A 14,026-nucleotide genomic window follows, 5' to 3' on the forward strand; every position below is an offset into this window, starting at 1 on the left:
TCGGGATGGGTGAGCCGGGCACTGGCCTGCGGGCGCGCGTCCGGTTGTGGTGGCGGGTGCGGTGCGAGAGGGGGTGGTGCCGGTCGGGAGGTCCGTCAGCCGCTGACCGGCCGTTGGCCGTAGGCGTTCTGGTACCGGTCGTGCAGCGAGTCGATGTCAGGCTGGGCGATCCGCAGCGGGTGCCCGACGGCGCGCGCCAGGTGGGCGGTGCGGGCGACGTCCTCGCACATGACCGCGGCCTTCACCGCCGCCCGGGCGTCCCTGCCGATCGTGAAGACCCCGTGGTTGCGCATGAGCACCGCGGGTGAGCGGTGCCCGGACAGGGTGCTGACGATCCCCTTGCCGATGTCGTCCCCGCCGATCAGCGCGAACGGCCCCACCGGGATCTCCCCGCCGAACTCGTCGGCCTGGGCGGTCAGCCAGCACGGGATCGCCTCGCCCCGGGCCGCCCAGGCGGTGGCGTAGCTGCTGTGCGTGTGCACGACGCCGCCGACCTCGGGCATGGCGCGGTAGACGTAGGCGTGCGCGGCGGTGTCGCTGGACGGGGCCCCGCCTCCGTCGACGACGGTCCCGTTCAGGTCGCAGACGACCATGGTGTCCGCCGCCAGGTCGTCGTAGTCGACGCCGCTGGGCTTGATCACCATGAGGTCCTGACCTGGAACCCGCGCCGAGACGTTGCCGGAGGTCCACGCCACCAACTGGTAGCGGGTCAGCTCACCGTGCAGGCGCGCCACGGTCTCCCGCAGCTTGCCCACCTGCCGGGCCACCTCGCTGTTCATCCGACCACCTCCAGGACCGACTCGGTCTGCGTCACGGCCGCGTCGACGGCCGCGTTCCGGATCGCCCGCAGGCGGAGCATCACGTCGTCGGCGCCGCGGCCGAAGTGGTCGTGCAGCGCGCGGTACTCGGCGTAGAGGGCGTCGTACACCCGCACGTTGTGCGGGTCCGGCTGGTAGACGCCCTCGTCGATCCGGCCCATCGCCGCCGACGCCTCGCGGACCGTGGGATACGCCCCGGCGGCGACGGCCGCGTGGATCGCCGATCCCAGTGCCGGGCCCTGGGCGGAGCCGATGACGCTCAGCGGGCGGTTCATGACGTCGGCGTAGATCTGCATCAACAGCCGGTTCGAGGTGAGGCCACCGGCGGCGACGAGGTCGGTCACCGGCACCCCGGCCGAGACGAAGGCCTCCACGATCATCCGGGTCCCGAACGCCGAGGACTCCAACAGCGCCCGGTAGACGTCCTGCGGCCTGGTGGCCAGCGTCAGCCCCACGATCAGCCCGCTGAGGTCGTGGTTGACCAGGAGCGACCGGTTGCCGTTCCACCAGTCCAGCGCCACCAGCCCGTGGGCGCCGACCGGCTGTGCGGCGGCCAACTCGGTCAGCCGCTCGTGCGAGTCCGTCCCGGCGGGGGCGGCGTGCCTGACGAACCAGCCGAAGATGTCGCCCACACCGCTCTGGCCGGCCTCGTAGCCCCAGGCGCCGGCGCTGATGCCGCCGTCGACGACGCCACACATGCCCGGCACCTCGGCCGGGTGGGTGCCGTTGAGGACGTGGCAGGTGGAGGTGCCCATGATGGCCACCAGCCGGCCGGGCTCCAGTGCCTGGGCGGCGGCAGCGGTGACGTGCGCGTCGACGTTGCCGACCGCGACGGCGATGCCCGCCGGCAGCCCGGTCCAGGCGGCGGCGCGGGCGCTGAGGCTGCCGGCCCGGTCGCCCAGGGGCAGCAGCGGACCGTCCAGCTTGGTCACGAAGTCGGCCAGGCCCGGGTTGAGCGCGCCGAGGTAGTCCGCCGACGGGTACCGACCGTCCTGCCGGATGCCCTTGTAGCCCGCGGTGCAGACGTTGCGGGTCTCCTCGCCGCTGAGCTGCCAGACGATCCAGTCGGCCGCCTCGATGAAACGCTCGGCGCGCCGGTAGGTCTCCGGGTCCTCCTCCAGGATCTGCAGCGCCTTCGCGAACTGCCACTCGGCGGAGATCTTCCCTCCGTAGCGGCCGAGCCAGGGCTCGCCCCGCTCGTGGGCCAGCGCGTTGATCCGGTCGGCGTGCGACTGGGCGGCGTGGTGCTTCCACAGCTTCACCCAGGCGTGCGGCCGGTGGCGCAGCTCCGGGATCTCGCACAGCGGGGTGCCGTCGGCGAGCGTCGGCAGGACGGTGCAGGCGGTGAAGTCGGTGCCGATCCCGATGACCAGGGACGGATCCACCCCGGCGGCGGCCACGGCGGCGGGGACGGCGTGCCGCAGGACGTCGCGGTAGTCCTCCGGGTCCTGCAGGGCCCAGTCCGGGGGCAGCGCGGGGCCGCCACCGGGGAGCGCGGACTCGATGACGCCGTGGCGGTACTCGTGCACCGCGCCCCCGACCTCCGCGCCGTCCCGAACCCTGACCACCAGGGCCCGCCCGGAGAGGGTGCCGTAGTCGACTCCGACCACGTACCGGTCCCCGCTACCGTCCACACTGCTCATGCCCACCTCCGAACGACGACGGGCCTAGTGTTAACGCTCACATCCAACATCGTCAAGATATCTCGGCGCAATGGCTCCGCAACAGAGACGATTGGCGGAACGCCCCTTCCCCGCGCAAGGGCCTCCCGCCGACCACCACGCCGCCGCTGACGCGCCTAACCTCACCAACGAAAGAAGGCGAACCGGCAGCCGCAGCGGACCGTCGACCGGTCGAGGGCGTCCGGCCCGAATGCATTTACACAGCCTGATGTCAGCGATAACATGTTCGCCATCGACGCGTCGGCCCGCAGCTACCGCGCAGGAACCGGCCACCGCGCGGCGGCGCGCGGCGGCGCGGAGGTCGAGCAGCAGGCCGGGAGGACGAACGACCCGACCGACACCCGGTCGGTCGGGGGCCACGGGCGACCGGCCGGTCCGCAGGAAGACCGCAGCGCCCGGACAGGGGCATGGCGCCGTTCCCACGGCGTCGACGACGCCAACACCGCCAACGGCACCCGGACGCTGATCTGGGACTGTCACGGCAACGCCAACCAGCGGTGGAGCCGGGTGTGACCGAGGCGTCCGTCGACCGGATCCAGCGCCGGCGTCCGGGCATCGCCGCCGCCCCCTACCTGGAGAAGGCCCTCGACCCGCGCCCCACGCGGGCGTGCGCTCCCGTTCAGCCCAACCTGCCGGCCGGGATGCGCGGTCATGCCTCGGGCGGATGACGGTTGTGTGACAGATCCCGCCCGGGCAGGCATCCGGGACGGGTGCGCGGACGCGTGGACGCCCGACAGTAGGGTGTCGACGTGACCCTGACCCCTGCCACCGCCCCGTCCACCCCCGGTGACGTGTTGCTCGCCGAGGCCGAACGGGTGACGGCCGCCGACCCGCTCGACGCCGCATACCTCGAAGGACTGTGCCGGGAGATCGACGGCCGGATCGTCCGCGGGGACGTGATGATCGGGATCCTGCCGGTCCAGGCGTACGAGGTGCTGCTCCGGGGCTACCTGGCCGCCGCGCGGGCCGGCCGGACCGACGTGTGGGTGTCCCTGGGACGCCGGCTGCTCGACCTGCCGGTCGCGCAGCCGCCAACGTGGCCGTCGCCGCACCCGTTCCCCACCAGCGGGAACGACGTCCTGGACGCGGCCCTGCGCTGCTTCGCCGAGGCCGCCGGGCACGGCAACCGCCAGGGCGCGTACCTGTTCGCCGCCGTCGGCCGGGAGGCCGTGGACCGGGTCGGGCGGTACGCGCTGACGTTGCTGGAGCCGCTGCGCGCCGACGACCCGACCGGGGAGGCACGCTACTGGTCCGGCATCGTGCACTACCTGCTGGGCGAGGGCGAGGCGGCGGTCGCGTACCACCGGCAGGCCGCCGAGGCCGGCAACGCCGACGCGATGTTCGAGCTGCACGTGCTGCACGACACCGGGGACATGGTGGCGCGCGACGAGGCGGCGGCGCGGCAGTGGCTGCTGCGCGCCGCCGAGCGCGAGCACCCCCGCGCCCTGTACAACGTCGCGGCCGGGTACGCCAGCGGGCGGGGCTTCCCCCGGGACGAGGCCGCCGCCGCCAGCTGGTACGAACGGGCGGCGAACGCCGGGAACCCGCGGGCCACGGCCACCCTCGGGGTGATGTATCTGCTCGGCTCCGGCGTGCCCACCGATCCGACCCGCGCCGCCGAGTGGCTCGACCGGGCCGAGGCCCAGGGATTCGACGTGGACGGCTGGCTGGACCAGCTCGGGATGCGCCGGCCCTCCTGACCCGGCGGGCGCCGGCCGGGCGGTCTGCCGCACCGGACGCTCCCGCGCGTCGTCACGCCGGGTCGGTGCCCCAGGCGGCGTGCACCAGGGCGGGAAGCACCTGGGCGGCCGGGCCGCGCAGGTTCACGTCCGCCACGGCGTCCAGGGGCGTCTCCTGCGGGTTGACCTGAAGCACGGTGGCGCCGAAGCGGGCAGCCACCTGCGGGATCTCGGCGGCGGGATACACCAGGCCCGAGGTGCCCACGGTCACGAACAGGTCGCAGGTGGACGCCGCCTCCACGGCGGCCTCCAACGCGGCGGTCGGCAACGCCTCACCGAACCACACCACCCCGGGTCGGACGGGGCCGGCGCAGCGCGCGCACCGGGGCGGGGGCACACGCCGGCCCTCACCCGGCTCCTCCGCGGCCTCGTCCGGCACCGGCGCCGGACGGGCGCAGGCCGAGCAGCGCGGCGCGAAGAGGTTGCCGTGCAGGTGGATCGGCGCGACCGAGCCGGCGCGCTCGTGCAGGTCGTCGACGTTCTGCGTGACGACGACCGTGCCGGGGACGCGTGCCTCGATCGCGGCCACGGCCACGTGGCCCGCGTTCGGGCGGGCCCGCCGCACGGTGGCGCGTCGCCACTCGTACCAGCCCCAGACCAGCGCGGGATCGTCGCCGAAGGCCTCCGGCGTGGCGAGCCGCTGTGCGTCGAAGCTGCGCCACAGGCCGGTGAGGGCGTCGCGGAAGGTCGGCACGCCGCTCTCCGCGGAGACGCCCGCGCCGGTGAAGACCACGACGCGCCGAGCCTGCGCCAACAGCGCCGCGGCCTCCCGCACCGACCGCTGCCCCATCTGACCTGCTCCCTTCGACCCGGACCCGCCGGGCAAGACTAGTGCGGTCTCCGTGCCGGTCCGACAGGGCAGCACCGGACGGCTCGCCGGCTGCGGCCCGGGCGGTCGGGCGCCACGGGTCGGGCGGTTCAGTGCCGGGCGCGGGCGGCGAGGAAGCCGTCGACCGCGGCCAGGAACTCCGCCGGCCGGCTGGCGTGCACGTCGTGCCCGGCCGGGATCGTGACGAGGGTGGCGTCGGGCATCCGGTCGACCATCTCGGCGAGCAGTTGCTGCGGGATGGGGCTGTCCGGGCCGCCGCCGACCACCAGGGTCGGCACGTCGACGGCGTCGGTACGCTCCCACCAGGCCGGGTCGGGGTCGTTGAGCTGGGCGCGGATGGCGTTGACGGCGGCGAAGTCGAACGGCGTGGGCGCGTCCGGCGGGGGCAGGGGCGGCCGTTCGAGAGCGCCCGGTCGGGGTACCGCCACGTCCTCCAGGATCAGGTGGGTGAGTCGGTGCGGGGCGGCCTCGGCGAGCAGGATCGCCACGGCCCCACCCATGGAGTGACCGATCACCACGCACCGCTCGACCTCCACCGCGTCGAGGAACCCGACGAGGTCGTCGCGCATCGACTCGAGCGAGTACCGGCCGGGGTGGTCGCTGCGGCCGTGGCCGCGCAGGTCCAGCGCGTACACCCGGTGCCGGGCGGCGAGCGCGGCCAGGACGCCGTGCCAGTCGCGTTCGTCCTCGCCGAGGCCGTGCAGCAGCACCATGGGTGGGTCGGTCGGGTCGCCGGCGACGCGGTAGGCCAGGGCCACTCCGTCGACCGTGACGGCCCGCAACGCCCCGATGTTCGACTCGTCCACGCGCCACACCGTATCGCCGGGGCCGGCGAGGCGTCGCCCCCGACCGTGGGGAGGGCCGGGTGCGGGCGGTTCCCGTCGTCGAACCCGGCGCCGGGAACGACACGGGCTTATTCGAAAGTGCGCACTTCACCGGCTCACGCCGGTGCCCTTTCCCGGTACGCGGGCCGGCGGGCGTCGAGGGCGGACCGCCGACCTGCACATCGTCCCCGACCGGCCGGCGGAATCGCCGCAACGGGATACGGAAATGGGAATCCCAAGGCACCGGGCGGAGGCTGGTGTGGTCGCGGGTCGCCCGACAAGAATGGGCCAGGCGCTCCAGCGGAAAGGCGTGTCCTCGATGATTGAACCGAAGGTCGTGTCCCGGGACGAGTGGATCGACGCCCGCAAGGAGCTGCTCGACCACGAGAAGGAGATCACCCGCCTGCGGGACCGGGCCACCGCGCTCCGGCGCCAGCTGCCGGCGGTCGCCATCGAGAAGGACTACTCCTTCGCCGGCCCCGCCGGCCCCGTCCGGCTGGCCGACATGTTCGAGGGACGACGACAGTTGATCGTCTACCATTTCATGTTCGACCCGGAATGGGCCGAGGGGTGCACGAGCTGTTCCCTGCTGGTCGACAACTTCGGGCACCTCACGCATCTGCACGCCAGTGACACGACGCTCGCCGTGGTCTCCCGCGCGCCGTTTGCGACCATCGCGGCGTTCAAGAACCGGATGGGCTGGCGCTTTCCCTGGTACTCCTCGCACGGCAGCGACTTCAACTACGACTTCCACGTCACCATGGACCCGGCCGTCGCCCCGGTGGAATACAACTACAAGGACGCCGAGACCCTGGCGGCGCAGGGCCTCACCCACCACATGCGGGGCGAGAGCCACGGCCTGAGCGTCTTCGTCCGCGACGGCGACCGGGTCCTGCACACCTACTCCGTGTACGGCCGCGGCCTCGACCCGCTGCTGAACACGTACAACTTCCTGGACCTGACGCCGCTGGGCCGGCAGCGCTACGTCAACGAGTTCCCCCACCACGACACCTACGACACGGACACCGCCGGCAGCCACAGCCACTGACCTCCCGCGGGCGACCGGCGGCGGTCATCCGGGCACGCAGTTGTTGCTCTTGCGCTTGACCGTGTACTCGGTGTCGTCGTGGGTGATGCCCGACGGCACCCCGTCGAAGTACGCCTCGACCTTCTCCCAGCCCCGGCGCTGCTCGTAGTGCAGGTGCGGCGCCCCGGAGTTGCCGGTGCTGCCCACCCGCCCGATCTGCTCACCCTGGGCGACCCGCTGACCGACCCGGACCAGCGGCGGTTCGAGCAGGTGCAGGTACTGCGTCTCCCACTTGCCGCCGTGGTCGATCTTCACCCAGTAGCCGCCGCCGCGGCCCCGCGGCCCGTCCGGGTCGTCGGGCGTACGGCCACCCAGCGACCCGTTGATCCCCGCCACGGTGACCTCCCCCGCGTAGGACGCGAGCACCGGCCGCCCCCACGCCTTGCCCTCGGTCGGGAACAGGTCCACGTCGTAGTCGTCGTGACCGGGATAGGTGCCCAGCTGCCACGTCTCCCCGCACGCGACGGGAAGCTGGAACAGCGGGCGCGGACCCGCCGGCCGCACCAGCGGCACGACCACCGCGACGACGAACACGGCGACGGCGAGGACCACCGCGACCGCGCCGGAGACGAGCACGATCCGGGTGCGGCGGCTGCGGACGCGGCGGTGGGTGCGGGGGGTGCTGGGGCGGCCGGTCGTCACCGGCCCGAGCATGGCAGACGCCGGCAAGGCGCCCGCCCCCGGGCGGTCGGCGGTACGCCCGACGACTCCCGACGCCCCGGGCTCGGCTTCGGCGATCCCGCGTGGCGCCTGCCCGTCGGTTGGGAGAGTGGTCGGGTGGCGATGAGAGCGTCGGGGACGGGGCGGACCCGCGCCGCGGTGTCCGGGCGGATCCAGCCCGGCCCGGGCGGGGTGACACGCCTGGAACTGTTCCTCGACCTGGTCTTCGTCTACGCGTTCTTCAACGTCACCGAGCTGATGTCGGCGAACTTCCACCCCGTCGGGCTGTTCGAGGGGTTCCTGGTGGTCGCACTGCTGTGGCGGTGCTGGGCGTCGTACGCCTGGTTCGGCAACACGGTGCGCTTCGACCGGGGGATCATGCCGTTGGTCGTCTTCGGGGCGGCGGCCGGCATCTTCGTGGTCGGTGTGGCCCTGCCCGTGGCGTTCGTGGACCGGCCGGGTGGCCTGTGGGGTCCCCTCGTCTTCGCCGTCGCGTTCGTCCTGGTGCGCCTCGTGCCGGTGGCGGTCACCACCCTCGCCGGGCTGAACACCGGCGACCGGTCCCTGTTCGCCCGGCGCGCGTGGTTGCCGCTGTGCGTCACCTCGCCGCTGCTGCTGGCCGCCGCGTCCCTGCCGGCACTGCTGCCGGACTGGCCGCCGGTGCACCTCGCGCAGCTCGTGCTGTTCACCGTGGCCACCGCTGTCGACTACGCCGGCCTGGCGGGACTCGGCTCGGGCGACTGGCAGCTCGGGTCCGTCGGCCACTGGGCGGAACGGCACAGCCTGATCGTGCTCGTCGCCCTGGGCGAGACGATCATCTCGATCGGCACCAGCCGGGGACTGGTGGGCGATACGCCGGTCACCTGGTCGGTGCTCGGGGGATCGGCCCTCGGCGTCGTCGTGGTGATCGTGCTGTGGTGGACCTACTTCGACCTCGCCCGGTTCGCCGCCGAACAGTCGCTGCGGCGCCTGTCCGGCGGCGTCACGTCGCTGGTGGGCCGCGACGCCTACGCGCTGCTGCACCTGCCGATGGTCGGCGGCCTGATCCTGCTCGCCCTCGGCCTCAAACACGCCCTGAGCGCGACGGAGGTGAGCACCGCAGGACGCTGGAGTACGGGCAGCGTGCTCGCCCTGCACGGCGGGGCGCTGCTCTACCTGCTCGGGCTGCTGGCCTTCGAGAAGCGCGGGTTCAACCTGGTGGGGCGCAGCGTGGTGCTCGGCATCGGGCTGCTGCTCGCCGCCGCACCGGTGGCCCTGCACGCCCCGGCGCTGGGATCGCTGGCGGTGCTCGCCGCCTGCCTGGGCGCCGCCATGATCGCCGACCGTACCGTCTTCGCGCGTCGGCACCGCCGGCTGCACGAGGCGATCGCCGGCACGGTGCGCCGGGTGACGGTGGTCCGCCCGCACCAGCTCTTCCTCGACCTGATCGTCGTGTACGCGTTCATCCAGATCACCGTCCTGGTGAACCGCCAGCCGTCCCCGGCGGGGCTGGCGCAGGGCCTCGGTGCCCTGGCCCTGCTCTGGTGGTCCTGGTGCCTGTACAACTGGCTGGAGAGCGTGGCGCCCCGTTTCACCCCCCTGGTGCGGACGACGGTGCTGGCGGCGAGTGCGTTGATCCTCATGCTCGGCGTCGCCATCCCGCAGGCGTTCAGCCGCGTACCCGGTGGACTGCCCGGCCCGCTGATCGTGGTGGCCTGCTACGTGGCGCTGCGGGTGCTGCACCTCGCCTCGTTCTTCCTGGTCGCGCGGGGCGATCCGGCGCTGCGGGCCCAGGCGGCCCGGGCCGCCGTACCCACCGCGGCGGCGCTGGCGCTGCTGGTGGGCGCGACGCTGACCTTTCCCCCGATCGGCCAGCCCATCTCGCCGCTCAGCGCGGCGTGCTGGACGGCCGCGGTGGTGGTGGACCTGGCGGGCGGCTACCTGACCGGCGCCCGGGACTGGGGGATCCGCTCCATCGAGCAGTGGACGCACCGGTACAACCTCGTCGTGCTCGTCGCCCTCGGGGAGGGCTTCATCTCCACCGGCGTCGCACTGGCCGACACGTCGATCTCAGCGGCGTCCCTGGTCACCGTCGCGTTGATCGTCACCCTGCTCGCCGCCCTGTGGTGGACGTACGTCGGCACCGACCGCGTCCTCGACCGGCGGCTGTCGCAGGTGTCGACCGGCCCGCGCGGGGCGGCGCTGGCCCGGGACGCCTACACCTACCTGCACCTGCTGACCGTCGCCGGTCTGATCCTGGTCGCCCTCGGCCTGACCACGGCGCTGGCGCAGGTGGCGCAGCGGCCGGGCGCGCCGCTGGCGTCGCTGGGACACGCCGCCCTGCACGGCGGCGTGTTCGTCTTCCTCGCCGGCGACCAGCTGATCTGGAGACGCGCGACGGGCCGGTTCTGCCGGCGTCGGATGCTCGGACTGCTGGTGGTGGCGCTCGCCGCTCCGGCGACCGCCGCGCTGCCCAGCCTCGCGTCGCTGGTGCTGCTCGCGGCGGTCGGCGTCGCGGTCGCCACGACCACCTCGCTGCACGCCGCCGCGCCACCGCCGGCAGGCGCCGGGGGGAACCGGGTCGGCGGAACGGCCCCCCGACCGACACAGTGAGCGACGTGCGGAGATCGACACGACGGCTGCTCGGCGACCTGGACGCGCTCGCGAGGCGTCGTCGTACCACCGGTTCCTGGCCGTCACCGCCGCCGGGATCGTCGGCGACCACGCGGCGGTGCGGGCGGCGCGACGTGATCCGTGGCGGCCGGCCGGGGCGACGGCCGCGAACCACGGACGCCCGCCCAGCCGCGTGCCGGTCGTGGCGACGACCCGGGGGTTGGCCGAATGCGCCGCGTCCGCGGAGGATGACCGCGCGGCGGCCGCCGTGCTAGAAGTCGTCGTCGAAGGCCACCGTGCCGCTCACCCCGACCTGGTACGCCGACACGCGCCGCTCGAAGAAGTTCGACAGCTCCTGGACGTCCTGCAACTCCATGAACGCGAACGGGTTGGTCGAGCCGTAGTGGGCGGGGATACCGAGCTGCGCGAGCCGCCGGTCGGCGACGTGTTGCAGGTACTCGCGCATGTCGGTCAGGGACAGCCCGGACACACCCTGGCCGAGCAGGTCCTCGGCGAACTGGACCTCGCACTCGACGGCCTCGGCGAGCATCTGCCGCACCTGACCGGCCAGCTCGTCGTCGAACAGGTCCGGTTCCTCCCCGCGTACGGTCTCCACCACGTCGAAGGCGAAGGCCATGTGCATGGACTCGTCGCGGAACACCCAGTTGGTGCCCGACGCCAGGCCGTGCAGCAGCCCCCGGGAGCGCAGGAAGTAGACGTAGGCGAACGCGCCGTAGAAGAACAGCCCCTCGATGCAGGCGGCGAAGCAGATCAGGTTGAGCAGGAAGGCCCGCCGGTCCTGTCGGGTACGCAGCTGCCGCAGCTCGCCCAGCGAGTCGATCCAGCGGAAGCAGAACTCCGCCTTGCGCCGGATCGACGGGATGTTCTCGATGGCGGCGAACGCGGCGAAGCGTTCGGTCTCGTCGGGCACGTAGGTGTCGAGCAGGTTGAGGTAGAACTGGACGTGCACGGCCTCCTCGAACAGCTGCCGTGACAGGTAGAGCCGGCCCTCCGGCGAGTTGACGTGCTGGTACAGGTTGAGCACGAGGTTGTTGGCGACGATGGTGTCGCCGGTGGCGAAGAACGCGACGAGGCGGCTGACCAGGTGCCGCTCGGCCGGGGAGAGCCGGTCGAGGTCGGCGAGGTCGGCGTGCAGGTCGACCTCCTCCACCGTCCAGGTGTTGCGGATGGCGTCGCGGAAGCGGTCGAAGAAGTGCGGGTAGCGCATCGGGCGGAGGGTGAGGTCCATCCCCGGGTCGAGCAGCATGTGTGTGGTCCTCGGTTCGCTGGTGGTCGTGGTGGTGGTCACTGGCAGGCCTCGCACGACTCGGGGTTCTCCAGGGAGCAGGCCAGCGCCTCGTCGACGGTCGCCACCGCCGCGACGACGCCGGCGGCGCGGGCCGGCCCGACGGGCGCGACGGTGGCCTGCTGGATCCGGGTGGCCGGCCGCGAACGCAGGTAGTACGTCGTCTTCAGCCCGGCCTTCCAGGCGTACAGGTACATCGAGGAGAGCTTGCCGATCGTCGGCGCGGCCAGGAACAGGTTCAGCGACTGCGACTGGTCGATGTACGGGGCGCGGGCCGCGGCCAGGTCGATCAGCGCCCGCTGCGGCAGCTCCCACGCGGTGCGGAACAGCTCCCGCACCTCGGCCGGCAGTTCCGCGACGTCCTGCACGGAGCCCTCGGCGCGCTTGATCGCCGAGCGGATCCGCTCCGTCCACAGGCCACGCGCCTTCAACTCCCGCACGAGGGCGGTGTTGACCTGGAGGAACTCCCCCGACAGGGTCTCGCGCTTGAACAGGTTGGACACCTGCGGCTCGATGCACTCGTAACAACCGGCGATCGAGGCGATGGTGGCGGTCGGCGCGATCGCCACCAGCAGCGAGTTGCGCAGCCCGTACGCGGCGACCCGCTCCCGCAGCGCGCTCCACCTCGCCGTCTGGGTTCCCGTGACGCCCCACAGGTCGGGTTGCAGTTGCCCGCGCGCCGCCCGGGTCTGCCCGTACGCCGGGTGGGCGCCCGCGCGGCGCGCCAGGTCGGCGGAGGTCTCCAGGGCGGTCAGGTACAGCTCCTCGCTGATCCGGGTGGACAGCTCCCGGGCGGCCGGGGAGTCGAACGGCAGCCGCAGCGCGAAGAACACGTCCTGCAGGCCCATCAGGCCGAGCCCGACGGGACGCCAGCGGGGATTGCTCGCCGCCGCCTGCGCCGTCGGGTAGTAGTTGATGTCGATGACCCGGTCGAGGTACGTCACGGCGGTGCGGACGGTGGCGCGCAGCCGCTCCCAGTCGATGCCGTCCGCGCCCAGGTGGGCGGCGAGATTGACCGAACCGAGGTTGCACACGGCGGTCTCGGCGTCGCTGGAGACCTCGACGATCTCGGTGCACAGGTTGGACAGGTGCACCACGTTGCCCGCCTCGGCGGTCTGGTTGCACAACCGGTTCGCGGCGTCCTTGAACGTCATCCACCCGTTGCCGGTCTGGGCGAGGGTGCGCATCATCCGCCCGTACAGCTCCCGCGCCGGGACCTGCCGCACGTAGCGGCCCTGCTCCTCGGCGGCCCGGTACGCCGCGTCGAACTCCTCCCCCCACAGGTCCGGCAGCTCCGGCACCACGTCCGGGTCGAACAGCGACCACACCCCGTCGGCCTCCACCCGCCGCATGAACTCGTCCGGGATCCAGTTGGCCAGGTTGAGGTTGTGGGTGCGCCGGGCGTCCTCACCGGTGTTGTCGCGCAGCTGGAGGAACTCCTCGACGTCCGGGTGCCACGGCTCCAGGTAGACGCAGGCCGCGCCCTTGCGCCGACCACCCTGGTTGACCGCCGCCACCGAGGCGTCCAACGTCCGCAGCCACGGCACGATCCCGTTTGACTGCCCGTTGGTGCCCCTGATCAGCGCGCCCCGCGAGCGGACCCGCGAGAACGCGATGCCGATCCCGCCGGCGAACTTCGACAGGTTCGCCACCTGCGCGTACCGCTGGTAGATGGAGTCGAGTTCGTCGCGCGGGGAGTCGACCAGGTAGCAGGAGGACATCTGGGTGTGCCGGGTGCCGGAGTTGAACAACGTCGGCGAACTCGGCAGGTACGCCAGACTCGACATCAGCCGGTAGAACTCGATCGCCTCGTCCGGTGCCTGCGACAGGCCGCAGGACACCCGCAGCAGCCAGTACTGCGGGGTCTCCAGCACCAGCCGGCTCGTCGGGTGGCGCAGCAGGTACCGGTCGTAGACCGTGCGCAGCCCGAAGTACTCGAAGCGCAGGTCACCGCGCGGATCGACGGCGGCGTCGAGGGCGCTCGCGTGGGCGGCGACGAACGCCGCGGTGTCGTCGCCGATCAGGCCCTCGGCGTGGCCGCGCCGGATCGCCGCACTGAAGGAGCCGATGCCCTGCCGGCGGACCTCCTTGTCGACGTACCCGGCCAGCAGGCGGGCGGCCAACCGCGAGTACTGCGGCTCCTCACCGATCATCTCCGCGGCGGTCTGGATGGACAGCCGGTCCAGTTCGGCCGTCGTCGCCCCGTCGTACAGGCCGCTGATCGTCCGGGTCGCCACCCGCAGCGGGTCGACGTCGGCGAGGTCGTCGGCCCACCGCTCGACCGCCCGGACGATCCTGTTGACGTCGACCGCCTCGGTGCCGCCGTCACGCTTGCGGACCCGCATCTGCGGCCGCCGCTGGCCCGCCACGGCCGCATCGTCGACCGCCGTGCCGTCGGCCGGAACAACCTCGGTGACTGTCACCACTCACTCCTCGCGAGCCTTGATCCCAGACGGAACTCCTGGGCACGCGGGGAGCGGACACCGACG

At 72.9% G+C, this 14,026-nt stretch carries 12 protein-coding genes; 5 read left to right on the forward strand and 7 right to left on the reverse strand.

The annotated features are described in order from the left end of the window. Nucleotides 1-95: 95 nt before the first annotated feature. Both AB0883_RS18685 and araB read right to left on the reverse strand, forming a co-directional pair. Nucleotides 96-779: an L-ribulose-5-phosphate 4-epimerase gene (locus AB0883_RS18685; RefSeq protein WP_366642418.1), complete on the reverse strand. Its 684-nt coding sequence runs from the start codon at nt 777-779 to the stop codon at nt 96-98. Next, nucleotides 776-2,461 carry a ribulokinase gene (gene araB / locus AB0883_RS18690; RefSeq protein WP_366642419.1) on the reverse strand — a complete coding sequence of 562 codons (1,686 nt, stop codon included), beginning with the start codon at nt 2,459-2,461 and terminating at the stop codon, nt 776-778. Before araB ends, AB0883_RS18685 begins: the two co-directional genes overlap by 4 nt. Before the next feature lie 261 nt (nt 2,462-2,722). On the opposite strand from araB, the gene AB0883_RS18695 reads away from it, so the two are divergent. The 3 genes from AB0883_RS18695 to AB0883_RS18705 all read left to right on the forward strand — a co-directional run bounded on the left by AB0883_RS18695 (nt 2,723) and on the right by AB0883_RS18705 (nt 4,200). Continuing rightward, the gene (locus AB0883_RS18695; protein ID WP_366642420.1) at nt 2,723-3,013 is read left to right on the forward strand and encodes a hypothetical protein; all 291 of its coding nucleotides are present in this window, start codon (nt 2,723-2,725) and stop codon (nt 3,011-3,013) included. Beyond that, entirely contained in the window at nt 3,010-3,168 is a 159-nt protein-coding gene (locus AB0883_RS18700) for a hypothetical protein (protein ID WP_366642421.1), read from the forward strand. The genes AB0883_RS18695 and AB0883_RS18700 overlap by 4 nt, the downstream gene beginning before the upstream one ends. Nucleotides 3,169-3,249: 81 nt before the next feature. Beyond that, on the forward strand, nt 3,250-4,200 hold the full coding sequence (locus tag AB0883_RS18705) for a tetratricopeptide repeat protein (RefSeq protein WP_366642422.1): 951 nt from the start codon (nt 3,250-3,252) through the stop codon (nt 4,198-4,200). 52 nt (nt 4,201-4,252) lie between these two features. On the opposite strand, the gene AB0883_RS18710 is transcribed toward AB0883_RS18705, so the two are convergent. After that, on the reverse strand, nt 4,253-5,029 hold the full coding sequence (locus AB0883_RS18710) for an NAD-dependent deacylase (RefSeq protein WP_366642423.1): 777 nt from the start codon (nt 5,027-5,029) through the stop codon (nt 4,253-4,255). A 128-nt stretch (nt 5,030-5,157) separates the two neighbouring features. After that, a complete protein-coding gene (locus AB0883_RS18715; RefSeq protein ID WP_366642651.1) occupies nt 5,158-5,781 on the reverse strand; it encodes an alpha/beta fold hydrolase in 624 nt (207 codons plus the stop codon). Nucleotides 5,782-6,211: 430 nt separating this feature from the next. Here AB0883_RS18715 and AB0883_RS18720 point away from each other — a divergent pair, with 430 nt between their 5' ends. Beyond that, nucleotides 6,212-6,940, forward strand: a complete 729-nt coding sequence (locus AB0883_RS18720; RefSeq protein ID WP_366642424.1) for a DUF899 domain-containing protein — start codon at nt 6,212-6,214, stop codon at nt 6,938-6,940. A gap of 24 nt (nt 6,941-6,964) precedes the next feature. On the opposite strand, the gene AB0883_RS18725 is transcribed toward AB0883_RS18720, so the two are convergent. Next, a complete protein-coding gene (locus AB0883_RS18725; protein ID WP_366642652.1) occupies nt 6,965-7,633 on the reverse strand; it encodes a M23 family metallopeptidase in 669 nt (222 codons plus the stop codon). Nucleotides 7,634-7,762: 129 nt separating this feature from the next. Between AB0883_RS18725 and AB0883_RS18730 the strand changes: the two genes are divergently transcribed. Continuing rightward, nucleotides 7,763-10,231 carry a low temperature requirement protein A gene (locus AB0883_RS18730; protein WP_366642653.1) on the forward strand — a complete coding sequence of 823 codons (2,469 nt, stop codon included), beginning with the start codon at nt 7,763-7,765 and terminating at the stop codon, nt 10,229-10,231. Nucleotides 10,232-10,502: 271 nt separating this feature from the next. Here AB0883_RS18730 and AB0883_RS18735 read toward each other — a convergent pair whose 3' ends face one another. After that, a complete protein-coding gene (locus AB0883_RS18735; protein WP_366642654.1) occupies nt 10,503-11,498 on the reverse strand; it encodes a ribonucleotide-diphosphate reductase subunit beta in 996 nt (331 codons plus the stop codon). 38 nt (nt 11,499-11,536) lie between these two features. Then, nucleotides 11,537-13,882, reverse strand: a complete 2,346-nt coding sequence (locus AB0883_RS18740) for a ribonucleoside-diphosphate reductase subunit alpha (RefSeq protein WP_366642655.1) — start codon at nt 13,880-13,882, stop codon at nt 11,537-11,539. Between the last annotated feature and the right edge of the window lie 144 nt (nt 13,883-14,026).

It is taken from the genome of Micromonospora sp. NPDC047812, assembly GCF_040704175.1.
In the GTDB taxonomy this organism is placed as follows: Bacteria; Actinomycetota; Actinomycetes; order Mycobacteriales; family Micromonosporaceae; genus Micromonospora.